Genomic DNA, 22299 nt, shown 5'->3' with positions numbered 1-22299 from the left:
TCGGTGTTGCTGGCGCAGCTTGCGGCGGCGCTCGGATTGTCCGTTCACCGCTCCGCAAGCGCACCGGCGGCCGGCGCCGACGGCCTCGTGCTGTGGGACATCCCGCCTCGCTCCGAGCCCGATGCGTTGCCCGAAGCCTTTGTCTCCGGCGTCCGCCGGATCGTCATCGCCAAGCGGCCGGAAACCGAGCTGCCATCGCTGGCTCGCGCGATCGTCTACGGAAACACCTTTCGACTGGGAACCGCGGACCTGCTGCTCTCCCAGGACGAACTGCGGGAGCGCCTCCCGCCGCACAGCGCCGACCGGATCCTGCGACAGTCGGGAGGCTGGCCGATGCTGCTGGCGCGCGCCGCGGACAGGAGCGAAAAGCACCTCGCCGCATTCCTCGCCGCCGAACTGCTCGAGCCGATGCGTTCGGCTGAACTGGTGGCGTTCGAAGCCTGGCTCGATGGCGGCGAGGCCGCCCCGATCGACAGGCATCTGCTGCCGGCGCTGGATCGGGTGCGCGAACCGCTGGGCGAGGCGCTGCAGGTGGTGATGCGGCGGCGCATGCAGCGAGCCGACGAAGCGCCGGCGATCGCCAGCGCCTATGCGACGCGCGGCAAGGTCACCGAGGCGATCGTCACCTACCAGCATGCCGGCTGCTACGACGAGGCGCTGCAGGCGTTCGAGGCCGCCTCGGGGCGCTTTTACCTCTATCGCTTCGGCCTCGCGGCGTTCGACCGGGTGCTGGCCGGCTTCCCGCAGGACTACGCCGCCCGCAACGACACGCTGGTGATGAGCCTCGCCATGCAGTCGCTGAAGCGCGGCGAGGTCGAGCGGGCGCGGCGCCTGCTGGCCAACCGCTTCGGCGAGGCCTCCAACAACCTCGAAACCGTGTTCGGCGACAAGACGGCCTATTCCACCGACTTCCTCGCCTTCCGCGTGCTGATGCTGATCTACGAGGACTATCTGCTCACCGACCTCCTGTTCGAGCAGGTGTTCGGCATGCTGGGAGAACTCCCGCCGGAGGGGCATCTCGTCCGGGGCAGTTTCTACAACGCAGTGCTGGAATTCTACATTCGCGGCAGGCGGTTCGCCGCCGCCGAAGACGTGGCGGTACGCGCCCTCTATCACTACGAAAAGGAGAAAGTGCCTCTGCTCGCCTTCTACATCAGCCTCCATCAGGCGCTGATCCGGCTGATGATGGGCGATGCGATCTATGCGCGCCAGCATGCCTTGCAGGCCGACATCTTCCTGCACCAGGTCGGCTTCAACAGTCCCAACGACGAGCGGCTGCTGGCGCTGCTGTTTGCCTGCATCGACTATGAGGGCGGCAAGGCCGAGCCCTTGGCGCGGTTCCTCAGCTCCGAATTCGACGACTTCGCCCATGGCGAGATCTGGCCGAGCCTCATCGAGTTCGCGCTGCAATATGGCAGCCAGGCGCTGAGCGAGCATTTCTCGATCATCGCAGCGCGCAGCTTCCTCGATCGCTGGCGGGTCTACCAGATCAGCAACCGGCAGTTCGGGATGATGATCGAGCTGCGGGAAGCCACCATCCTGCAGAACGGCAACCGCTGGCAGGAGGCGGCCGACAAGCTCGTCGCCGTGCCGTCGCGCATCACCCGGCAATGGGTCGCGGCGGCGAACGAGGAACTGGGGCGGCTGCAGGACCGCGACGAGATCGCGCTGGCCCTGATCTGGCTGAGGCACATCGTCTACGAAAGCCCGACCCGCAACAATCCCGAACGGAAGCTCGGCGCCGTGCTCGACAACCTGAACCTGACCGGGCGGCAGCAGTTGGGGGTCGAGATCTGGCTCGCCTTCGTCCACAAGCGGCAGCGCAACCTGTCGCAGGCGCGGGCGCTGCTGCAAAAAGTGTTCGAGCGGGCGGCGCGGCTGGGCGCCATCGCGCCGCTGGCCGAGGAGCGGGTGTTTCTGAGGGAACTCATCGAACAGCAGCGGATCGGCGAGTTCCTCGATATCTCCGGCCCGGTCCGCCAGGTGCTGCGGCGGTTGCGCGACAATGGCCTGCCCAACTCGGCGCTGGGGGCGCAGAACGGGCTCAGCCGGCGCGAAACCAAGGTGCTGATGATGATCTCGGAGGGCTCCTCGAACAAGTTCATCGCCAACGCGCTGGGGCTCAGCGAAGCAACGGTCAAGTTCCACCTGGGCAACGCCTACCGCAAGCTCGGCTGCAAGAACCGGCGCGAGGCGATCAGCGCAGCCCGCGCCCTCGGCCTGGTTAGCTGAAACCTAGACGTTTTAGTCGAAAACCTAGCCGTCACCCACCCTTGAGGGAGCCGCCGCCAGCTTGCGAAGCTCCCCTGTCGGGGCCCTGCGAAGATCGGGAGGCGGGACCCCAGCGATTCACGGTCGGGTGCGGGCCGGACCGGACGACCTCCCAAGCGCAGCGGGGCCAATGCGCCGGGGGCACGACCAGGACAACAGGGAACAGGGACACTATCGGCATGAACAAGCACAGGCTTCTTGCAGCGGGCGCGCTGTCGGCCCTCATGTTGGGCGTTGCGCCCGCCATGGCGGTCACCGTCACCATGAACACGGTGCAGATCTTCGGCACCATCGATCCGGCCAAGATCTCCGACTACACCGACTATATGGCCGCCGTGAACCTCTATGACGGGCTCGTCACCGTGGATGGCGACGGCAATATCATCCCCGAGCTGGCGGAGAGCTGGACGGTGTCGCCCGACGCGAGGGAAGTGACCTACAAGCTGCGCGACGATGCCAAGTTTGCCGACGGCTCGCCCGTCGAAGCCAGCGACGTGGTCTATACGGTCGAGCGGCTGCTGCGCATCAACCAGGGTCCGGCCAATCTCTTCGCCGACGTGCTGGCGCCCGGCTCGGTGACCGCGGTGGACCCCAAGACCGTGAAGTTTTCGCTGTCCAAGACCTTCGCGCCGTTCCTCACCACGGTGCCCGCCATCATGATCCTCAACGCCGACGTGGTGAAGGCCAACGAGGGCGCCGATGACGGCCAGACCTACCTCTCGACCAATGTCGCGGGTGCCGGGGCCTATGGCCTCAAGAGCTGGGACCGCGGCTCGCAGATGACCATCACGCGCAACCCCGACTACTACAAGGGTTTCGGTCCCGGCCCGATCGACGAGGTGCACTGGATCATCACCAATGACGAGGCGACCGTCCGGTCGCTCGCGGCGTCGGGCGAGCTCACCATGACCAGCCAGTTCCAGTCGCCCGAGACCTACAAGGCGCTGGTCGACATGGGCCGCTTCGAGCTCGTCGGCCAGGACACGTCGACGGCGTTCTATTTGAAGCTCAATACCAAGGTGGCGCCCACCGACGACGTCCACATCCGCCGCGCCCTGGCGCTTGCCACCGACTACGCCACCATCCGTGAGGTGATCCTGCCGGGCGGCGTGCTGTCGACGCCGCTGCCCAAGGCATTCGCCGCCTTCCATGCCGACGACATCCCGGCGCCGGTCTACGATCTCGAGGCCGCCAAGGCGGAGGTCGCGCAGTCGAAATATGCCGGCGCGCCGATCCCGATCACGCTCGGCTATGTCGCGGGCACCAAGTTCGAGGAAGAGATCAGCCTCTTGATGCAGGCCAATCTCGAGCAGCTCGGCTTTGTCGTGACGCAGCAGGCGGACCCCTGGAACGTCATCACCGAGAAGGCCGCCAAGGTCGAAACCTCGCCGGCGGTGAACCAGATCTTCTACGGCCCGACCTATCCCTCGCCCGACTCGATGTTCTTCACCCAGTATCATTCCAAGGCGGCCGGCACCTGGACCTCGATGGAGTGGCTCGCCGACCCCGAGGTCGATGCGATGATCGACGAGGCGCGCGGTACCGGCGACACCGCCAAGCAGGCCGAGATCTACAAGGCCCTGCAGAGGAAGCTCGTCGAGATCCAGCCCGACGTGTTCCTCCTCACCCAGACGGTGCAGCACGCCATGGACAAGTGCCTCACCGGCTTCAAGGCCGTGCCGATGCAGTCGTTCGACTACGACTTCACCCGCTACAGCTGGAAGTGCTGAGCCAGGCTTCGCCCCTCGCCCGACGGCGAGGGGCGGCCGCCGCTGATTCCTGAAGCAAGGGCGCCCGTTGGAATTCCTGCTGTTTCTCATTCGCCGGATCGCCTGGTCGCTGCTGGTGCTGGTCGGGCTTTCGATGGTGATCTTTGCCATCGCCCGGGTGGTGCCGGGCGACCCGGCGCGGATGGCGCTGGGGCCGACGGCGACACAGGAGCAGGTGCAGGACCTGCGGGAGAAGCTGGGCCTCAACCGGCCGATCGTCGAGCAATATGGGCTCTTCGTCGCCGGGCTCGCCCGCGGCGACCTCGGCCGCTCGCTGCTCACCGAACGGCCGGTCAACGACGATATCCGCGATACCTTCTCGGCGACCTTCGAGCTGGTCATCGCCACCATCATCCTCGCCTTCGTGTTCGGCGTGCCGCTGGGAGTGGCGGCGGCGCGCTGGAAGGACCGATGGCCCGACAACCTGGTGCGGGTGCTGGCGATCTTTTCCGCCGTGACGCCAAGCTTCTTTCTGGCGCTGCTGCTGCAGATTCTCGCCGGCTACGTGCTCCACATCCTGCCGACCACAGGCCGACTGCCGGCCAACATGGAGTTCACCGCCAACATCACCGGGCTCCTCACCGTAGATGGGCTGCTCAAGGGCCGCATCGACGTCGTGCTCGAGGCGCTGCGCTATCTGCTGCTGCCGGCGGTCGCACTCGCCGCCGCCACCATGGGCCAGATCGCCCGCATCACCCGCTCATCGATGATCGACGTGTCCAGCCAGGACTATATCGAGGCGAGCCGGGCCTTTGGCGTGCCCGAGCCGATCCGGGTGTTCAAGTACATGCTGCGGCCGAGCTTCGTGCCGCCGCTGACCATTCTCGGGCTGGAGTTCGCCTCGCTGATCGGCAACGCCTTCGTGGTCGAGCTGGTCTTCGCCTGGCCCGGCATGGCGGCCTACGGCATCCGGACCATCCTCCAGAAGGACCTCAACGCCGTGATGGGCGTGGTGATGGTCTCGGGGGTGTTCTTCGTCATCGTCAATCTCGTCATCGACGTCCTTGTCGGCTTCGTCGATCCGCGCGTCCGCATCCGGGGCAGCCGCTGATGGCGAGCGAAACCGTGTCCGCCGCGCCCCCGCGCCGGCTCTCCAACGCCTACCAGAACTGGTACCGCTTCTCGCGCAACCCGACGGCGGTGATCGGCGCGGCGATCGTCATCCTCTCGATCCTCGCCGCCATCCTCGCGCCCTGGATCACCCCGCATCCCGACCATGTCGGCGCCGTGGTCAACTTCCGCGCCCGCCACCTGTCGCCCTCGGCGGAGTACTGGTTCGGCACCGACAATGTGGGCCGCGACATCTTCACCCGCGTCATCTTCGGGCTCCGCATCTCGCTGCTGCTGGCACTGGTGGTTTTGGGCACCGCAATCCCGATCGGGGTGACGCTCGGCCTCCTCGCCGGCTATTTCGGCGGCTGGGTCGAGATCGTCATCATGCGGTTGACCGACGTGGCGCTGGCGATCCCGCCGCTGGTCATGGCGCTGGCCGTCGCCGCGGTGCTGTCGCCCGATCTCATCAACTCGATGCTGGCGATCGCGGCGCTCTGGTGGACCTGGCATACGCGGCTCATCTATTCGATCACCCGGCAACTGCGCACGCAGGAGTTTGTCGAGGCGGCCGAGACACTCGGCGCCAGCAAGTTCCACATCCTATTCCGCGAAATCCTCCCCAACTGCGTTTCGGCGCTGGCGGTGAAGACCTCGCTCGATTGCGGCTTCGTCATCCTCGTCGGCGCCTCGCTCAGCTTCCTTGGCCTCGGCATCCAGCCGCCGACGCCGGACCTCGGCACGATGGTCGCCTCCGGCTCGGCGTTCCTGCCCGACTACTGGTGGGAATCCGTGCTGCCCGGCTGCGCCATCCTGTTCGTCGCGCTCGGCTTCAATCTCCTCGGCGATGGGCTGCGCGACCTGTTCGACGTGCAGGAGGTGCGCTGATGAACGACGCGCTGCTCTCGGTCCGCAACCTCTCGGTTTCGTTTTCGACCTACGGCCAGACCGCCGAGGTGCTGAAAGACGTGTCGCTCGACGTACCGGCGCGCTCGCAGATCGCGCTGGTGGGGGAGAGCGGCTCGGGCAAGACCGTGACCATGAAGGCCATCATGGGCCTCCTGCACCATCCGCCGGCTACCATCACCGGCGGGCAGATCTTCTACGACGGCCGCGACCTCCTCACCATGCCGGCCAGGGAGCGGCTGAAGCTGCGCGGCACTGCCATGTCCATGGTGTTCCAGGACCCGATGAGTTCGCTCAACCCGGTCTTCACCATCGGCGACCAGATGGGCACCATCCTCAAATACGCCGACCGCCGCCTCGGCCGCAGCCGCGGCAAGGTTGAGCGAATGGCGCGCGTACATGAGGTTCTGGGGCAGGTCCGCATGCGCGATCCCGAGCGGGTGACGCGCTCCTATCCGATCATGCTGTCGGGTGGTATGCGGCAGCGGGTGCTGATCGCCATGGCGCTGCTCAGTGAACCCAAACTGCTGATCGCCGACGAGCCCGGCACCGCGCTCGACGTCACCACCCAGGCGCAGATCCTGAAGCTGCTCAAGGACCTCGTCGAGGAACGTGGGCTCGCGCTGATGATGATCACCCATAACCTCGGCGTGGTGCGTGAGACCTCGAGCTACGTCTACGTCATGAACAAGGGCGTCGTGGTCGAGCATCGGCCCACGGCCGAACTCTTCGCTTCGCCCGCCGACCCGTACACCAAGGCGCTGATCGGCGCCGTGCCGCGGCTCACCGGTGGTAGTGGTTTCGGCCGCGCGGGAGCCGCAGCATGAGTGCCATGCTGGAGATCGTCAGGCTCTCGAAGCATTTTCCGGTCCGCAACGGCTTCGGGCGGCAGACCGGCGAGGTCAGGGCCGTCGACGACGTCTCGTTCTCGATCGAAAAGGGCAAGGTCTACGGCCTCGCCGGCGAGAGCGGCTCGGGCAAGTCGACCATCGCCCGGATGATCATGGGGCTGACCCGGCCGACCAGCGGGGACATCCTGCTCGACGGCAGGAACATCACCGGTGACACCGGCACTCGAGCCTATGGCCGCAAGGTGCAGATGGTGTTCCAGAACCCCGGCTCGTCGCTCAATCCCCGCCGCACCGTCGGCCAGTCCATCGCCGTGCCGCTCGATGCTCACGGACATCCGCGCTCGGATCGCACCCGGCGCATCGTCGAACTGCTGGAAATGGTGCAGCTTCCCGCCGAGTTCGCGTCGCGCTACCCGCATGAACTCTCGGGCGGACAAAAGCAGCGAGTGGCCATTGCCCGCGCGCTCGCCGTCGTCCCACAGCTCATCGTCCTCGACGAGCCGACCTCGGCGCTCGACGTCTCGGTGCAGGCCAAGGTCATGGACCTCTTGGTGGACCTCGGCCGCCAGCTCGAACTGACCTTCCTCTTCATCTCGCATGACCTCAGCCTGATGCGGAATTTCGCCCAGCAGGTCGGCGTGCTCTATCTCGGCAAGATCGTCGAGACAGGTCCCACCGCCACGGTCTTCGAGAACCCTCAGCACGACTACACCCGCCTGCTGCTCGCCTCGGTCCCGGTGATCTCGGCCGAGGAGGCGGCGATGCGGCCCGTCATCCCGCTCATCGACGGCGAGATCCCGACGGCGGAACAACTGCTTGCCCTGCGAAATGCCGGCGGCCCAGACTCTCAAAGGATAGAACAATGATCAGAATTGGCATCGACGTCGGGGGCACCAACACGGATGCCGTGGTCATGGACGGCACCACCGTCATCGCCGGCGTGAAGGCCGCCACCACCGCCGACGTCATGACCGGCGTCGTCAACGCGCTGAAGGCCGTGCTCGAGGCCTCGAAGATGGATGCCGGCGCCGTCGACGTGGTGATGATCGGCACCACGCATTTCACCAATGCCGTGGTGCAGCGGCGCGACCTCGCGAAGACCGCCGCGGTGCGACTGGGGCTGCCCGCGACGGCGTCGCTGCCGCCGATGGTGGATTGGCCCGAGGATCTCAAGGAGACCATCGGCAACCACGGTTACCTCGCCCACGGCGGCAACGAGTTCGACGGCCGGGTGATCTCGCCGCTCGACGAGGCAGAACTGCTGGGGATCGCCGCCGACATCAAGTCGAAGGGCATCAACACCATCGCCATCACCTCGGTGTTCTCGCCGGTGTCGGGCGATTTCGAGAAGCAGGCCGGCGAAATCTTCGCCAAGGCGCTGCCCGGTGTCCACATCACGCTCTCGAGCGATATCGGCCGCATCGGCCTGCTCGAGCGCGAGAATGCCGCGATCATGAATGCCTGCCTCCGCGATCTCTCGGCGCACGTCATCCAGGCGTTCCGCAAGGCCATCACCGAAACCGGTATCAAGGGCCGCTTCTTCCTCACCCAGAACGACGGCACGCTGATGGACGCGGCCTTCGCCGAAAAATTCCCGGTGCTGACCTTCGCCTCGGGCCCGACCAACTCGATGCGTGGCGCGGCGTTCCTCTCCGGCGTCGCCGACGCCATCGTCGTCGACATCGGGGGCACCACCTCGGACGTCGGCTCGCTCCACAAGGGCTTCCCCCGCCAGGCGACGGTCGCCGTCGAAGTCGGCGGCGTGCGCACCAATTTCCGCATGCCGGACGTGTTCTCGATCGGGCTCGGCGGTGGCTCGCATGTCGTCGAGACCGATACGGGCATCAAGGTCGGCCCGACCTCGGTCGGCTACCGCATCATCACCGAGGCGCTGATCTTCGGCGGCAACACGCTCACCACCTCGGACGTCATCGTCGCCTCCGGCCGTGAAAGCCTCGGTGACCCAAGCAAGGTCACCCACCTCACGCCCGATTTCATCGCCCGCACCCAGGCCAAGATCATGGCCATGCTCGAGGATTGCGTCGAGCGCTCGCGCCTGTCGCCCGAACCACTGCCGGTCATCGTCGTCGGCGGCGGCTCCATCCTCGTCGACGGTCCGATCGGCGGGCTCGAAGTGATCAAGCCCAACCATTTCGCCGTGGCGAACGCCGTGGGCGCCGCCATCGCGCAGGTCTCTGGCGAGGTCGACCGCGTCTATGCGCTGGCCGATATCGGCCGCGACGAAGCGCTCAACGACGCCAAGCAGCGGGCAACCGAAGCGGCCGTTGCAGCGGGTGCGCTCCGCTCCTCGATCGAGATCGTCGACGTCGAGGACGTGCCCCTCGCCTACCTCCCCGGCAACGCCACGCGCGTCCGCGTCAAGGCCGTCGGTGAACTGCATGTCGGATAAGGGCTACCTCCTCAAGGAGGACGATCTGCTGCCGCTCTCGATCGGCGCGGCCCTGCTGGGCACCGGTGGTGGCGGCAACCCGTATGTCGGCATGCTGCGGGCGCGTGAGCTGATCCGCCGCGGCGCCGAAGTCCGCGTACTGCCGCTCGATGCACTGCCCGACGACGCCTGGATCGGTGAAGTCGGTGGCATCGGCGCGCCGGTCGTCGGCGTCGAAAAGATCGAGGAAGGCGGCGAGTGTTTTCGCGCCATGCGGGCGGTCGAGGCGACCACCGGGGTGAAGATTTCGGCCACCATCTCGGCGGAGATCGGCGGTTCGAACGCGCTCGAACCGATCATCGCTGCCGCCTATGCCGGCCTGTCGGTGATCGATGGCGACGGCATGGGGCGCGCCTTTCCCGAAGTGCAGATGACCACTTTCTTCATCTATGGCGCCAAGGCCGCGCCCGCGGCGATCGCCGACGAGAAGGGCAATGTCGTCGTCTTCAAGGAGGTGATCGACATGTTCTGGCTCGAGACCTTCGCGCGCGGCGTGTCGGTCAATATGGGTGCGGCGGCCGGCCTCGCCATTGCGCCGATGTCGATGGAGTTCGTCCGCCGTACCGCTGTGCCGGGCACGGTGACGCAGGCGCTCGACATTGGCCAGACGGTGCTGGACGCGCGAAGGAAGCGCCAGAACGTCGTCGAGCGGGTCGTCGCCTCGACCGGCGGCAAGCTGTTCTTCACCGGCAAGATCACCGACGTGCGGCGCGAGCTGGTGGGCGGCTTCGCCCGCGGGCACGCGCACCTCACCGGTGTCGGCGACTGGGCCGGCTCCGAAGCGCGCATCGCCATCCAGAACGAGAACCTGGTGCTCTGGGTCGACGGCGTGCCGGTGATCATGGTGCCCGACCTGATCATCAACCTCGAGCTCGATACCGGCGAGCCGATCACCACCGAAATCCTGCGCTATGGCCAGCGTGTCGCGGTGGTCGGGCTGCCGGTGCACGACCTGATGAAGACGCCCAGGGCGCTCGAGATCGTCGGCCCCAGGGCCTTCGGCTATCCCGAGCTCACTTTCAACCCGCTTGCCAAAACGCCGATCGCGGCCTGAGGCGGAAGGAACCGACTATGGAATTTCTGCGCACCATCCACGCCGAAGACATGGAAGACATCGCCACCGGTGGCGCCATCATGGGCACCGGCGGCGGCGGCGACCCCTATGTGGGCAAGCTCATGGCCCAGCAGGCGATCAAGAAGCACGGGCCGGTGCGGCTGGTCGACATAGACCAGCTACCGGACGATGCGCTGGTCGTCCCGGTCTGCATGATGGGCGCCCCCACCGTGATGACCGAGAAGCTGCCGCAGGGCGACGAGCTCATCAACGCCTTCCGCGCGCTGGAGCAGCTGCTGGGCAAGAAGATCGATGCCGTGCTTTGCGGCGAGGCGGGTGGCGTCAACTCCACCACGCCGTTCGTCGTCGCCGCGATGACCGGCCTGCCGCTGGTCGACGGCGACGGCATGGGCCGCGCCTATCCCGAGCTGCAGATGGTGACCTTCACCATGCACGGGGTCTCCGCCACCCCGATGGTGCTTTGTGACGACAAGGGCAATTCGCTGGTGCTCGATACGGTCAGCAATGCCTGGACCGAGCGGCTCGCCCGTGCCGCCACCGTCGAAATGGGCGGCTCGGCGCTTCTCGCCTTCTATTCGATGTCGGGCGCGGTGGCCAAGAAAGCCATCGTGCGCGGCACGCTCACGCTCTGTGCCGAGCTCGGCAGGACGCTGCGCGAAGCCAAGGCCAGCCATGTCGACCCAGTCAACGCCATTGTAGACAAGCTCGACGCCGACGTAATCTTCCACGGCCGGGTGAGGGATATCGAGCGCCGCACCATCGGAGGCTTCGCCCGCGGCACCGCCCGCTTCGAGGGCGTCGACGAGTGGAAGGGCCACGAATTCCGGCTGGATTTCCAGAACGAGTTCCTGATGGCCGAGCGCGACGGCGAGATCCTCGTCACGACGCCCGATCTCATCACGCTGCTCGAGGCAGAATCCGGCCTGCCGGTGACGGCGGACTCACTGCGCTACGGCTTGCGGCTCAAGGCGCTGGCCATGCCATCGAACCCGCAATGGCAGACACCGGCGGGCATAGCGCTGGTCGGCCCACGCTACTTTGGCTACGACACCGACTACCGGGAGTATTTCAGTCGGTAACCCGCCGCCGACCACGGCAGTGGCGCCGATGGCGTCGGGCCCGGCAAGGCGCCGGGCCCGATGAGCTTGCCTCAGTCGAGCTTGAGGAAGGCCAGCCCGTTGTTGTTGTTGAGCGGGATAACCAGCTGGTTGCCCCCGGCGTCGTAGCACATCGAGGCCGCGCTCGGCACGCCGCTGGCGATCAGCTCGGCCGGCTGGCCGGGCGCGATCTTCGAGATGCCGCCATTGAGGACGCTGCTCACGTACTTGGTGCCGTCTTCCATGATGACCAGCCCGTCACTGCCGGCCTGGGCCGCATGTTCGGTGTTGACCAGCTCGCCCGCCGGCGAGAACGTCAGCACGGCATCGTCGCCGATATTCACCACCACGATGTTGCCGTCCTTGTCGATCGCCACGCCATTGGGCGAGACCAGCGGGGCGCCATCGAGGAACACCGACGCGGTGCCGTCCGGGGTGATCTTGTAGATCCGCATCGGCTCCTTGTTCTGACCGCCGCCGGTCTGCGAGGCGTAGATGGTCCCATCCGCCGCGACTTCGATATCGTTGAAGCCGGTCGAGTCGGGAACCGCGATCTCCCCCGCCGGGGCCCCGGTCGCCATGTCGAACATGCGGATGACCGAGACGCTGGGCGCACCGTCGGCGGTGCCGCCATCGCGGTCGGCCGTATAGAGCTTGCCGCCCTCGATATCGCTGCCGAACGGCTGGTTCAGCACCAGCCCGTTGCGGTTGACGCCGATCCAGCGCGGCGTATTCACCGTGCCGTCGGAATTGACCAGCGACACGAAGGCGTCGTTGGGAACCTGGTTCTGGTTGGCCCCGCGACTGACCGCCACGATGAGCTTGCGGGTAGGATCGTAGGAGCAGCTTTCAGCGCTGACGAAGGATCCATACATCTTCACATTGGCAGAAATCGGCGTGTAAAGCCCCTCCCGGTTGGTGGAGCCGAGCGGCTTTCCGACCTCGAAGGGCTTGGGTTCCTCGGCAGCGGGGGTTGGCGCCGCCTGGGCAAATGCCCCACCCGCCCCCGTCAGCAACGCCACCAGGGCACAGCTCAAAACCAGTCTCATGACAATCCTCCGTAGGTGATTATACTTCTATTCACAAATAACTCCTCCACGCCCACCCTCGACTGATTTGAGAATGGGCGCGCGTTGCTCATTGATGCCGCTGATCCTCCCGGCCCACGGCACGCCTCGTGGTCAGCCGTCTGGGACTGATCGTGACTCCTCGCCCGAGGTGCAGCGCGATCCGTCTGGCACGGATCGGGGAGATGAATGTGCCGCCGCGACGCACAACAATCGGGAGCGCCATTCACTCCTATTCGCCAACCCTTTTGTAGCCGACTTTTGTAGCAGTCGGCTGGTGGGGCTTGGCAAATGGGAGGAGCTGACCCGGTCGGGGGCTCATGAGGTGCTGGCTGGGGCGCTAGGATTCGAACCTAGGAATGGCGGTACCAAAAACCGCTGCCTTACCACTTGGCGACGCCCCAACGCGCGCGTTCCTACACGCTTCACAAATGGGGCGCAACCAATCGAGCAAGGCTCAGTTTAGCGGCTTGAACCGGCAAAGCACCGAGTCTATAAAGCGCCGCAGCCGATGGCCGCCCGCCGAGACTTTCGGCGCCACGGGCCGCACGGCAATCTGACGGAGTATAGCGCAGCCTGGTAGCGCACCTGCTTCGGGAGCAGGGGGTCGAGTGTTCGAATCACTCTACTCCGACCAATCAACCCCGGCCTCTCGCGAGGCCGGGGTTTTTCGCACCGACAGGGTTACCGACATAGTTTGATGGTCGCCGTGTCGCGCAGGTGATCCGGATGGTGGTGCCTATAGACCTCCGGTAGCGTCTCTATGCACAGGACCGACGTAGCTTAAGCTAACGGAACCGCTCGCCCGTCAGGAGTTGGCGATGGCCTCTCGCACCCGTTGGACTACTGTGTGGCCTCGTGACTCATGCTGGGCATAGCCGTCTACCTGTGGCGCCGCCAACCACTTCTCAAGTCGAGTGTCTGGCGCCCTGACGGAGCGAGGGACAAAAGCGGCGCCGCGGCTCAATTGGCTGACATCGGAGCCGAGCGCTTCCACGACAACTCTGTCGATCTGAGCCGAGTGGGTTGCCTTCGGACTGAAAGTGCATCGCACTCCGTGTTGATGGTCACGTCTCCGTTGAAGATGCGAACCTCGCGGATGCCCTTATTCACCTTGCCCGTCTGGCTCAGAAACGAGCGCACGTTTGCCTCGAGCAGGCGCGAACCGTATCTTTCGTAAAGTTGGCGCAGGATGGGTCCGGGGATGGCGGTCAGTGCGTAATCGTATTCGCCTTCGTTCCCGGGAACGTAAATCGCGGGAATCGGCGTGCCGAGTGCCTCCTCGAAGTTCACCGTCAGCTCATCACGAGGCTTGCCCTCCGAGATGTGCCTGAACAGACGCTCTATATCCATGACTTCAAGGAGCACGGACTTTCCGCCGATGTCGCGAGGCTTGAAGTTCTTGCTCTTTGAAACCCGGTCCGTGAGGACGAAGATCCGAACCTGATCCAACTCGTCGTAACAGTCCCGCACTGTAAGGATGAGGTCGTGCGCCTCGTCTGAAGGATCGACCTTATCGGCTAGCTTCCCCGAGACGGAATTTTCGAGGAACCTGATACATTGCTGGGCCGTGGCGGTGATCTCAGAATCCGGGATCGGCTCCACCGACTCCGCCCCGGAGTAAAGGGAGACGAACAGGTCAAGCTGGTCCGCCGACTCCGAGATCGCATATCCGCTGAGCGGGAGTGTCGCGTTTCCAAGTTTCCGTTCGACATGGAGGTCCGCAGCGTGCTCGCAGCACCAGAGCGAGGGCCAAGGTGGACGGAGCCGCGTGACTGGAAGGTCGGGGGTGCTAACGTGAGGCGGTTTGGTCCTCGACGATAGGTCCGCTTTGCTCCCGGACCGCGCGGCCGCGCCGACGACGGGTAGATGCAGCGGCACTCGGTGCTATAGGCCGCTCTTTGCCTTCGCCTCTGAGGGTGCCTGATTCACGAAGCCCAAGCAGACGATCCTAGCGCCTGTGCAATCTGAAGTGGCTCGCCACCAGGTTGCAGGACGGACGCCGCGGCTCGCGCCGGGCTAGAACGAGCCGCCAATGCCGGCGTGGGCGACGGTGGAATAGCCGCCGGTGCTGTCGAGGCCTAGTTCCATGTTGCCGAACAGGCTGGTGCCGCCGCTGAGCGCAAGGTCGAGGTCGAATGCGGCAAAGCCGCGATAGCCGGTGCCGTCCTCGCCGGAAGTGAAGGCGATGGGCTGTCCCAGGAGCGTGCCGGTAGTGATGTCGGCCTGCCTGTGAAAGACGTCGACACCGCCGCGCAGCAGGGCGGAGAGCGTTCCGTCCTCGGTCAAGTCAGGCGTCAGGGCCAATGCCAGCTGCGCCCGCAGTTCCAGTTCGTGCACCAGGCGATCGTCGACGACAACCGCGCCGGCAGCTCCGCTCTCGGAATAGCCGTCGAGCATCAGGCCGGCATAGCGCAGCCGGAGGCTCGGGGTCAGGACGCCGGCACCCGTCTCGCGGTCGATGCCGATGGTAATTGCGGGGCTGAGGAAATAGCCGGCATGGCTGGCACTTGCGAGGGTGAGGCCACCGGCGACGGTGTTGTCTGCGATCCTCCGCTCGCCGTCGATCTGCAGAACCCCCAGCGCCGCATAGAGGTCGGCAAAATAGCCGTCCCGCGCGAAGCCGGCATGGCCGCCAATGACACCGCCATGCTGCGAGGTGTCCTGACTTTCGCCTACGGTGCCATGCGCAACCATGCCGCCCAGAAAGATGCCGCCGCTGAAGCCACCGCCGGGCGTGAATTCCAGACCGGCGAGGCCGCCACCGCTCAGATAGTCGGAACCGGCGAGGCTGAAGCTGTCCGACCGCCCACCGAACCCGCCAAAGCCCGCGAGCCAGGCCTCGGTGGCGCAGCCGTCTTCTTCGCCGGTCGGCACCTGACCGTCCGGTGCCGGCAGGCATTGGCCTTTGCCATTGCGATCGAGGATACTGGCGATGTTGCCGGCGAGCGCCAGTGCCATGCCGTCGGTGAGGGTGAAGCCGCCGCGGTCGAGCACGGCAACGCTGTTGCCGCTCACCGCATAGGGATTACCGCTGGTGAGAATGGTGTCCGGAATGACGGAAAACGTCAGCATCGTGTTCAGACCGGGGCCGAAGCTCACGGTATTGCCGGTGCCGATGAACTTGATCCCACCCTGGATGACGGTGCCGGCGAGCAGGTTGAGCGTGGCGTTGCCCTGCGTGAAGCCGATCGCATCCCATTGTTCCGAGATGATCGAGCCGGAATTGGTGACCGCGGCGTTGGGGGCGATGGAGAGGATGCCGGTGGCGAAGCCCCCCGTCGTCAACACGGTGCCGGAATTGGTGAGCGTGACGTTGGTGCCGGCAGAAAGTATGCCGTGGGCGTTGAGCCCTATCGTCGATACGGTGCCCGAATTTGCGACGATCGCGTTGGGGCCGGCGGATTCCATACCGTAGGCGCCAAAACCCGTTGTCGACACGACGCCGGAACTGGTGAGTATCGCGCCGATCCCCTCAGAAATCAGGCCGTGGGCGCTGTCTCCCTCTGTCGAGATGGTGCCGGAATTTGCGACGATGGCTTTGGGGCCGGTGGAGCTAATGCCATATGCAAAGAGTTCCGTCGTGGAGATCGTGCCGGAATTCGTGATCATGACGTCGGAGCCGAACGACCGGATACCAGCGGCGCTGGCTCCCGTAGTCGAGATGGTGCCGGAATTTTCGATCGTGGCTTTCTCGCCGAAGGAGACGATACCGAAAGCAAGTGCGCCAGTTGTCGAGATGGTGCCGGCATTCTCGATCGTGGCTTTCTCGCCGAAGGAGACGATACCAGCGGCCGCTGTCGAGATGGTGCCGGAATTAGTGATCGTGGCGGTCGAGCCAGTGGAATAAATTGCGGAGGCGACGACCCCCGTGCTCTCGATAAGGCCGAAATTTTCCAGCATCTGGTCGTCGGCAAGCATTTGGACGGCGTTGAGAACGGTGCTGACCGTTCCACCGGCCTCGATGACACCTCTGTCGCCTATGTTGTTCATGATCTGCTGGCCGACCGGGGGGCCGGCTACGACGGTGAAGTCTTGGGCGACGGCGGGGCTGAGGGCCAAAGCGGCGGTCAGCGGGAGGGAGGCAATGGCCGTGAAGAGCCGGCGATGCCGTGACGGGCTGGGCGCGACCTTCAGAGTGGCAGCGGCGGACGCCGCTACGTTCATGCAGTCGGCCATAAAGACGCCCCCAGTATCGCTATGCAGCAAATCGATCGACATTCAATTCTTTGGATAGTAGGGAAGGACTATTGCGCTGACAAGCCGCATATCAGAATTAGCCGCGCGTTGTTTCTGGCGTTCAGTCTAGGGCCTAGCGCTGTTCGCGAGTGGTGCACAAGCTCAAGTGAGATCGGACTAGAAACGCCAATAGACCAGCACATCTGGGGGGCGGTTATCGCTTTTGACGTCGCGTGGCGCTTTGAGGTGCATCAGGCCCGGATGTAGGCGGGTTGACCAGTCGCGGGAGATGGCGGCTACGGCTCAGCTTCGGCGCGGCGCCGGTGAAAGGCGCAGCGGATCCGGCCCGGTTTCGCCTATCACCGGCGCGAACTTCAACGGCAGAGTGGCAACGATCCGAGCACCCCGTCAGGCAACGGGCGCTGAAGTGACCGCGCTTCGCTCCAGGGCGCCCGGAGCCACACATCCCATTCTTCTTGCGTGCGCAGTATGACCGGCATTGCCTTCTGGTGGATCGGCGCCACGACGTCGTTCGGCTCTGTCGTGAAGAACGCAAAGACCTCGTGATCCAAAGGCCTCTCTTCCTTTCGCCTGGTGCCATGCCAGCCCGTCCCGGGCCGGCAAAGAAGCTCAATGGCATTGAGGGGTCCAGAGCGAACCAAGCGTTACCGGAGGTTCCGTCCGACAACTTGGTCGGCTCTGCGAAGCTGTCGAAAGGGCCAAGCGACGGTTCTCGACGGCAAGATAGCCGTTCCAGTCATAGTAGAAGGGGTGTCGGATATTGGTCGTGCCCTTGTTCACCTTCTCAGTGACAGGGTCCTTCAACGATAGCAGGCCCCACCGAGCCAGCTTAATGACACGCCGGCCGCCGACCTGTTGCATGATCGGCGCGTTGTAGTCGGGATAGACCGACAACCCCGGGATGTTGCGCATCACGTTTTCCCACTCCATGCGCAGTCGCATCATGGCGTCGGTCGTCGTCGTGATATTGTATTGGTTACACATGAGCTGAGGCTACCGGCGCCAGGGATAGCGTCAAGACACGACGAGCGATGCCTGCCAAGGACGCTTTGGGGTCCAACAGGGTTCGGAACCGTTCGGGCGACGCGATATTGTATTGGGCATCGCAGGAGGTCCGATTGCCTGTGGTGAGAACCACTCCAGCCGGTAAGCGGCCCGGCCGCCGGGACTCGGACTCTACCCCGCGCATCCTTCCAGCATTCCGATCGCCGCAACTCGCCACGCTTGAACGCAAAGTCCCCAAGGGCGCGTGCGCCGTCAGGAGTTCGTCGTTATCGGGTGGCGCCCACCCAAGTATGGCGTGGACAACGTCCGCGGGCTCTTCCTCGCCACCTACGAGGAAGGACAGCTGACCTACCGCGGCGGCGTCGGCACCGGCTTCACCGACAAAACGCGCCGGGAAGTTTGGGAGGTTCTTCAGCTCATCCAGACCGACGAGCAGCCGCCAGTCGTTGGCATGCCGCGCCCGGAGATGCGAGCAGCCCGCTGGGTGGCACCACGCCTTTTAGCTGAGGTCGAGTATACCGAAATTACTCCAGATGGCGTGCTCCGGCATCCTTCGTTCAAGGGACTTCGCGAGGACAAACCCGCCTTGGAAGTTCATCTCGAGGGCCGCCCAAATGGTTGACCTGAACCCCCAATGCGCCGCTGCAGCCGAGCGTCGTTGGGGACACTGAAATCGAGGTCGAATGGACTGTTCGAGGGGGTCATTTTCGGGACTGGGCAGCTACTCCGCGGCGGGCGGGGGTCAAGCAGCGTAGTGACGGCCCCCCGGGGTTGTGGACTCGACCAAACCCAACCGCTTAGCCTCTGCTAAAAGGACCATCTCAACTATTGGATCCCACATCTCGCCTCCCACGTCCTCGATGCTGCGAAGCAGGACCAGTATGTGGGGTGAAGGCCTCTATTCAAGGGATACCCATCGCCAGCAAAATGCGCTGCAAGGGGTTAGCCATGAGGTGGTCCTCCGGCTGCTTCTGCAGTGACAAGGCCGCGATCCTCGAGGAGGGCGAGGACGGCGGGGTCGCGGCCGCGGAAAAGCCGGTAAGCGTCGGCGAAATCGCGCTTACCGCCAGCCGAGTAGATGAAGTCGTGGAGGCGCTTAGATGTAGCGGGGTCGAATGGATCTCCGGCTTCTTTGAAGGCCCGGAAACCGTCAGCGTCGAGGACTTCGCTCCAAAGGTAGCTGTAGTAGCCGGCGGCATAGCCATCCCCCGAGAATAGGTGGAGGAAGTGCGTGCTGGCGTGACGCAGAGCGATCTCACGCGGCATGCCGATGCCAGCGAGGACGGCCTTCTCGAAATCAGCGACCGAGCCCTCCATCGGCTGGGAGTGGTAGTCCATGTCGAGGATGGCGGAAGAAACGAACTCAACCGTCTCGAAGCCGCTATTGGCCGTTCGTGCGGCGCGCATGCGCTCGAGCAGGGCTTCGGGGATCGGCTCGCCGGTTTGCACATGGGTGAAGCGGGCGAGGACCGACGACTCTTCGAGCCAGTGCTCGTAGATCTGGCTGGGGAGCTCGACGAAATCGCGCACGACATTGGTGCCCCAGATGCGCGGATAGGTCACATCGGACAAAAGGCCGTGGAGGCCATGGCCCATCTCGTGGAACACGGTCCGCGCCTCGTCGAGCGACAGGAGCGCCGGTTGGCCTTCGGGCGGCTTCGAAAAGTTGCAGGTGTTGACGATGAACGGAATCTGGTCGCCGTCGAGTTTGGATTGCTCGCGGAACGAGGTCATCCACGCGCCCGAGCGCTTGCCGGGCCGGGCGAAGTAGTCGCCATAGAACAGGCCGATAACCTTGCCCCCCCGCATCACATCCCAGACGCGGACATCCGGGTGATAGCCGACGATATCGCTACGCGGGTTGAAGGCGAGGCCGAAGAGCTGGCCAGCGACGAAGAACGCGGCATCGACCACCTTCTCGAGTTGAAGATAGGGCTTGAGCTCGTTCTCGTCGAAATCGTAGCGGGCGAGGCGGAGCTTTTCGGCGTAGTAGCGCCAGTCCCAGGCTTCGAGCGGGGCTGACTGGCCCTCCGACCTGGCGAGCCCCTGTAGCGCGAGGCGATCGGCTTCGGCTTTGGTCCTCCCGCCTTCCCAGACCTGTTCGAGAAGTCCGCGGGCGGCGGCGGGTGTGCCAGCCATGGAGTCAGCGAGCTTATAGGCGGCATAGCTTTCGTAGCCGAGCAGCCCGGCCTGCTCGGCGCGGAGCGCGACGATCTCTTTGATGATCTTCGAATTGTCGTTTTTGTTGCCGTTGGCGCCGCGCAGCACAAAGGCACGCCAGATTTTCTTGCGCACGCCACGATCCTTGGCGAAATGCAGGATCGGCTCGACGCTGGAACGCGACGGGGTGACTGCGAACGGTGCGCTGAGCTTGCGGTCGCGTGCTGTCTCGGCAGCGGCGGCGCGGGCGAAATCGGGCAGACCGCCCATCTCGCCCTCGGTGAGGGCGAACACCGTTTCCTGCTCGTCGGCTAGGACATTCTGGCCGAACTGAGTGCCGAGTGAAGCCAGGCGCTCGACGATGACAGCGAATCGAACACGCTCGTCATCGGTCAGGCGGGCGCCGGCTCGGACGAAATCGAGATGGTAGCGCTCGAGGACGCGCAGGGCCTCAGGATCGAGGCCAAGCGTGTCCCGCTGGACATGGAGCGCGTCGATGCGAGCGAACAGCTTGGGATCGAGGAAGATGCCGTTCCAATGGCGGGCAACCAGCACGACGACATCGCGCTCAACGCCCTGTAGCTCGTCGTTAGTGGCGGCCGAGCAGAGCTGGCCGAACACCATCTCGACGCGGCGCAGCAGCCTTCCCGAGCGCTCGAGCGCGGCAATGGTGTTTTCGAAGGTCGGGCCAGCTTCATTGCCGCTGATTACCTCAATTTCTGCGCGGTGCTGTTCGAGCGCCTGCGCGAAAGCCGGCTCGAAGTTCCCGGTTACGATCAGGTCGAAAGGGGGAGCTTGATAAGGCGTCGTCCAGGCAGAAAAAAAACGGATTGGTCACGGGTTCGGCTCCTTGCATGAGTGCAACGTGGAGTCCGCTGACGATTTGGGCAAGGGCGGCCGTGCGCAGACGGACTTCGGCATCACGTAACGACTAGGATCACGCGACCCGTGGATGATACCGTCGTTGGGTATCTAGTATCCCACCATAACTGGACAAAATACCACACTATGGTATCGTTTTGGTATTGAGACACAACGGACACACCAACCTGATGCCAACTGTTGACCCCGTCACGCTCGCTGCTGTCAGGAAGGACCGCGGCCTTAGCCAGCAGGCACTCGCTGATCGCGCGGGGCTGGGAATCGCCACAATCAAGCGCATCGAGGGAAACAAAGGGCTGTATCAAGCAAGCGACAAAGTGGCGGAGGAGCTTGCGAAGGCACTGCGAGTCAAGGAGGGAGCACTGCGGAGTCCTTATGTGAAGCCGAATGAGTATGTGCGCCGGGAGCTGACTGTGGGTGCTGATGTCGACGAATCCATCGGATACAGCATTGTCGAAGCGCTCTATGGCATCGGTGCCCGTGAGCAGTTGACGCTGGCGCCGTTGCTGACAGCGTTAGTGGCGGAGCAGAGTCTGCAGTGGCGGCGTGAGCGCCTAGAGAAGCTCGGGAACCGTGTCGCCGAGCTAAAGGCCAGCTTGGCCAGTAGTGGGATGACGGTGGCTTCACTTAGCGGTTTGGACGCCGCGTTGAATGACGAAAGGAAGTCGATTGAAGAGCGCGACATCCTCGGCCGCAAGCTGCCAGGTAGCGAGACTCGAGAAAATCCCTTGACCACCTTCATTGCGTTCGTAGCCCGATCGAACGGAAGCGACAGCGTAATCCGCATTGAGGAGGGCGACGGGCCGAACGAGATTCCCGACTTCGTCCTTGGCGAGAACCAAATAGAGGACCTCGCGGGCACAGACGGTCCCACGTTGTTCGCCGTCGCCATGGGTTGGGTTCGACTTGAAGATTTTCCCTCAGAGGTCCGCGGGCAGGCAAACGACGTCGCGCGCTTGGCATGGGTGCGAGCCAAACTGACCGACGACCAATACTCACGTGCGACAAGGTGGTTGCCGGCGGACGAAACTAGCTACGAGCGCCTTTAGCAAGCCACGGTGACGAATGCCCACTTGCAGCGCTCGCCCGTATCCCCTTCGGGCTCTAGCGCTGCACCACGGGCAGGCTGGCACCGTTGCTGGCCTGCCCGGACTGCAGCACCTCAGACTTCGCCGAGACCTCTCAACAGGAGAACAATGATGACCGATACGGTAGGCAGCGACTGGTTCAGCATCGTATCTGGCGGATTCGATCCAAGCTTGTCCGGAATCTATGAGTGGCGCATCCCAGGCATCGGCATCTACGTGGGAAAGGCGGCCACGCTGTCGAAGCGCATTCGGGCCTATCCAAACAACGAGCGCCGGATGTCGCTGAAGTTGCCGTGGTAACCCCCTCAAGAAATATCGCCCGATCAACCACGCTTTGCGGCGTGCGAACATTCAGTGCCTCCCTGTAGAGGTCGTCATCCACGAAAACTGCGACCTTGTCAGCCGGTCCGCTCGAGAGAAAAACTAGAT

Annotated in this window: 17 protein-coding genes and 2 tRNA genes; 13 read left to right on the top strand and 6 right to left on the bottom strand. The window is 64.5% G+C overall.

Annotated elements, in window-relative coordinates; all coding sequences use genetic code 11:
* The 9 genes from JWQ89_RS01075 to JWQ89_RS01035 all read left to right on the top strand — a co-directional run.
* A partial coding sequence (locus tag JWQ89_RS01075; protein ID WP_299637664.1) for a LuxR family transcriptional regulator occupies positions 1-2232 on the top strand: 2232 nt, incomplete at its 5' end.
* Positions 2233-2450: 218 nt separating this feature from the next.
* On the top strand, positions 2451-4001 hold the full coding sequence (locus JWQ89_RS01070) for an ABC transporter substrate-binding protein (protein WP_299637662.1): 1551 nt from the start codon (positions 2451-2453) through the stop codon (positions 3999-4001).
* Between the two features lie 67 nt (positions 4002-4068).
* Complete coding sequence (locus JWQ89_RS01065) at positions 4069-5091, top strand: ABC transporter permease (protein WP_299637660.1); 1023 nt, start codon at positions 4069-4071, stop codon at positions 5089-5091.
* On the top strand, positions 5091-5978 hold the full coding sequence (locus tag JWQ89_RS01060) for an ABC transporter permease (RefSeq protein ID WP_299637659.1): 888 nt from the start codon (positions 5091-5093) through the stop codon (positions 5976-5978). The genes JWQ89_RS01065 and JWQ89_RS01060 overlap by 1 nt, the downstream gene beginning before the upstream one ends.
* Positions 5978-6823 carry an ABC transporter ATP-binding protein gene (locus JWQ89_RS01055; RefSeq protein WP_299637658.1) on the top strand — a complete coding sequence of 282 codons (846 nt, stop codon included), beginning with the start codon at positions 5978-5980 and terminating at the stop codon, positions 6821-6823. Before JWQ89_RS01060 ends, JWQ89_RS01055 begins: the two co-directional genes overlap by 1 nt.
* The gene (locus tag JWQ89_RS01050; protein WP_299637656.1) at positions 6820-7713 is read left to right on the top strand and encodes an ATP-binding cassette domain-containing protein; all 894 of its coding nucleotides are present in this window, start codon (positions 6820-6822) and stop codon (positions 7711-7713) included. The genes JWQ89_RS01055 and JWQ89_RS01050 overlap by 4 nt, the downstream gene beginning before the upstream one ends.
* On the top strand, positions 7710-9257 hold the full coding sequence (locus JWQ89_RS01045) for a hydantoinase/oxoprolinase family protein (RefSeq protein WP_299637654.1): 1548 nt from the start codon (positions 7710-7712) through the stop codon (positions 9255-9257). The genes JWQ89_RS01050 and JWQ89_RS01045 overlap by 4 nt, the downstream gene beginning before the upstream one ends.
* A complete protein-coding gene (locus tag JWQ89_RS01040; RefSeq protein WP_299637653.1) occupies positions 9247-10350 on the top strand; it encodes a DUF917 domain-containing protein in 1104 nt (367 codons plus the stop codon). The genes JWQ89_RS01045 and JWQ89_RS01040 overlap by 11 nt, the downstream gene beginning before the upstream one ends.
* A 17-nt stretch (positions 10351-10367) precedes the next feature.
* Positions 10368-11450, top strand: coding sequence for a DUF917 domain-containing protein (locus JWQ89_RS01035; protein ID WP_299637652.1), 1083 nt, complete (start codon positions 10368-10370; stop codon positions 11448-11450).
* A gap of 71 nt (positions 11451-11521) precedes the next feature.
* Here the strand turns inward: JWQ89_RS01035 and JWQ89_RS01030 are convergent, their stop codons facing one another.
* Both JWQ89_RS01030 and JWQ89_RS01025 read right to left on the bottom strand, forming a co-directional pair.
* Complete coding sequence (locus JWQ89_RS01030) at positions 11522-12517, bottom strand: SMP-30/gluconolactonase/LRE family protein (protein WP_299637651.1); 996 nt, start codon at positions 12515-12517, stop codon at positions 11522-11524.
* Positions 12518-12864: 347 nt separating this feature from the next.
* Positions 12865-12939 (bottom strand) — tRNA-Gln (locus tag JWQ89_RS01025).
* A gap of 156 nt (positions 12940-13095) precedes the next feature.
* Between JWQ89_RS01025 and JWQ89_RS01020 the strand changes: the two genes are divergently transcribed.
* Positions 13096-13172: transfer RNA gene (locus JWQ89_RS01020), tRNA-Pro, on the top strand.
* A 326-nt stretch (positions 13173-13498) separates the two neighbouring features.
* Here JWQ89_RS01020 and JWQ89_RS01015 read toward each other — a convergent pair.
* The 3 genes from JWQ89_RS01015 to JWQ89_RS01005 form a co-directional block, all read right to left on the bottom strand.
* On the bottom strand, positions 13499-14140 hold the full coding sequence (locus tag JWQ89_RS01015; protein WP_299637649.1) for a hypothetical protein: 642 nt from the start codon (positions 14138-14140) through the stop codon (positions 13499-13501).
* A gap of 414 nt (positions 14141-14554) precedes the next feature.
* A complete protein-coding gene (locus JWQ89_RS01010) occupies positions 14555-16714 on the bottom strand; it encodes an autotransporter domain-containing protein (RefSeq protein WP_299637647.1) in 2160 nt (719 codons plus the stop codon).
* Between the two features lie 630 nt (positions 16715-17344).
* Positions 17345-17680: a hypothetical protein gene (locus JWQ89_RS01005; RefSeq protein WP_299637646.1), complete on the bottom strand. Its 336-nt coding sequence runs from the start codon at positions 17678-17680 to the stop codon at positions 17345-17347.
* Between the two features lie 355 nt (positions 17681-18035).
* On the opposite strand from JWQ89_RS01005, the gene JWQ89_RS01000 reads away from it, so the two are divergent.
* A complete protein-coding gene (locus tag JWQ89_RS01000; protein ID WP_299637645.1) occupies positions 18036-18362 on the top strand; it encodes a hypothetical protein in 327 nt (108 codons plus the stop codon).
* 320 nt (positions 18363-18682) lie between these two features.
* Here JWQ89_RS01000 and JWQ89_RS00995 read toward each other — a convergent pair whose 3' ends face one another.
* Entirely contained in the window at positions 18683-20524 is a 1842-nt protein-coding gene (locus JWQ89_RS00995) for a M3 family metallopeptidase (protein WP_299637644.1), read from the bottom strand.
* A gap of 428 nt (positions 20525-20952) precedes the next feature.
* On the opposite strand from JWQ89_RS00995, the gene JWQ89_RS00990 reads away from it, so the two are divergent.
* Complete coding sequence (locus JWQ89_RS00990) at positions 20953-21831, top strand: helix-turn-helix transcriptional regulator (protein ID WP_299637643.1); 879 nt, start codon at positions 20953-20955, stop codon at positions 21829-21831.
* 150 nt (positions 21832-21981) lie between these two features.
* Positions 21982-22170, top strand: coding sequence for a hypothetical protein (locus JWQ89_RS00985; RefSeq protein WP_299637642.1), 189 nt, complete (start codon positions 21982-21984; stop codon positions 22168-22170).
* Positions 22171-22299: the final 129 nt, after the last annotated feature.

The sequence above is a fragment of the Devosia sp. genome, from assembly GCF_028290645.1.
Taxonomy (GTDB): domain Bacteria; phylum Pseudomonadota; class Alphaproteobacteria; order Rhizobiales; family Devosiaceae; genus Devosia_A.
Note: the sequence above shows the minus strand (reverse complement) of the source record. Positions and strands in the feature narration are given on the sequence as shown.

What these genes read in the sequence shown, in the direction of transcription:
- JWQ89_RS00995 (WP_299637644.1), bottom strand. Translation starts at nt 20,524, where the DNA reads ATGGTGTTCGGCCAGCTCTGCTCGGCCGCCACTAACGACGAGCTACAG.
- JWQ89_RS01070 (WP_299637662.1), top strand. Translation starts at nt 2,451, where the DNA reads ATGAACAAGCACAGGCTTCTTGCAGCGGGCGCGCTGTCGGCCCTCATG.
- JWQ89_RS01060 (WP_299637659.1), top strand. Translation starts at nt 5,091, where the DNA reads ATGGCGAGCGAAACCGTGTCCGCCGCGCCCCCGCGCCGGCTCTCCAAC.
- JWQ89_RS01055 (WP_299637658.1), top strand. Translation starts at nt 5,978, where the DNA reads ATGAACGACGCGCTGCTCTCGGTCCGCAACCTCTCGGTTTCGTTTTCG.
- JWQ89_RS01045 (WP_299637654.1), top strand. Translation starts at nt 7,710, where the DNA reads ATGATCAGAATTGGCATCGACGTCGGGGGCACCAACACGGATGCCGTG.
- JWQ89_RS01030 (WP_299637651.1), bottom strand. Translation starts at nt 12,517, where the DNA reads ATGAGACTGGTTTTGAGCTGTGCCCTGGTGGCGTTGCTGACGGGGGCG.
- JWQ89_RS00985 (WP_299637642.1), top strand. Translation starts at nt 21,982, where the DNA reads ATGACCGATACGGTAGGCAGCGACTGGTTCAGCATCGTATCTGGCGGA.
- JWQ89_RS01040 (WP_299637653.1), top strand. Translation starts at nt 9,247, where the DNA reads ATGTCGGATAAGGGCTACCTCCTCAAGGAGGACGATCTGCTGCCGCTC.
- JWQ89_RS01010 (WP_299637647.1), bottom strand. Translation starts at nt 16,714, where the DNA reads ATGGCCGACTGCATGAACGTAGCGGCGTCCGCCGCTGCCACTCTGAAG.
- JWQ89_RS00990 (WP_299637643.1), top strand. Translation starts at nt 20,953, where the DNA reads ATGCCAACTGTTGACCCCGTCACGCTCGCTGCTGTCAGGAAGGACCGC.
- JWQ89_RS01050 (WP_299637656.1), top strand. Translation starts at nt 6,820, where the DNA reads ATGAGTGCCATGCTGGAGATCGTCAGGCTCTCGAAGCATTTTCCGGTC.
- JWQ89_RS01035 (WP_299637652.1), top strand. Translation starts at nt 10,368, where the DNA reads ATGGAATTTCTGCGCACCATCCACGCCGAAGACATGGAAGACATCGCC.
- JWQ89_RS01005 (WP_299637646.1), bottom strand. Translation starts at nt 17,680, where the DNA reads ATGATGCGACTGCGCATGGAGTGGGAAAACGTGATGCGCAACATCCCG.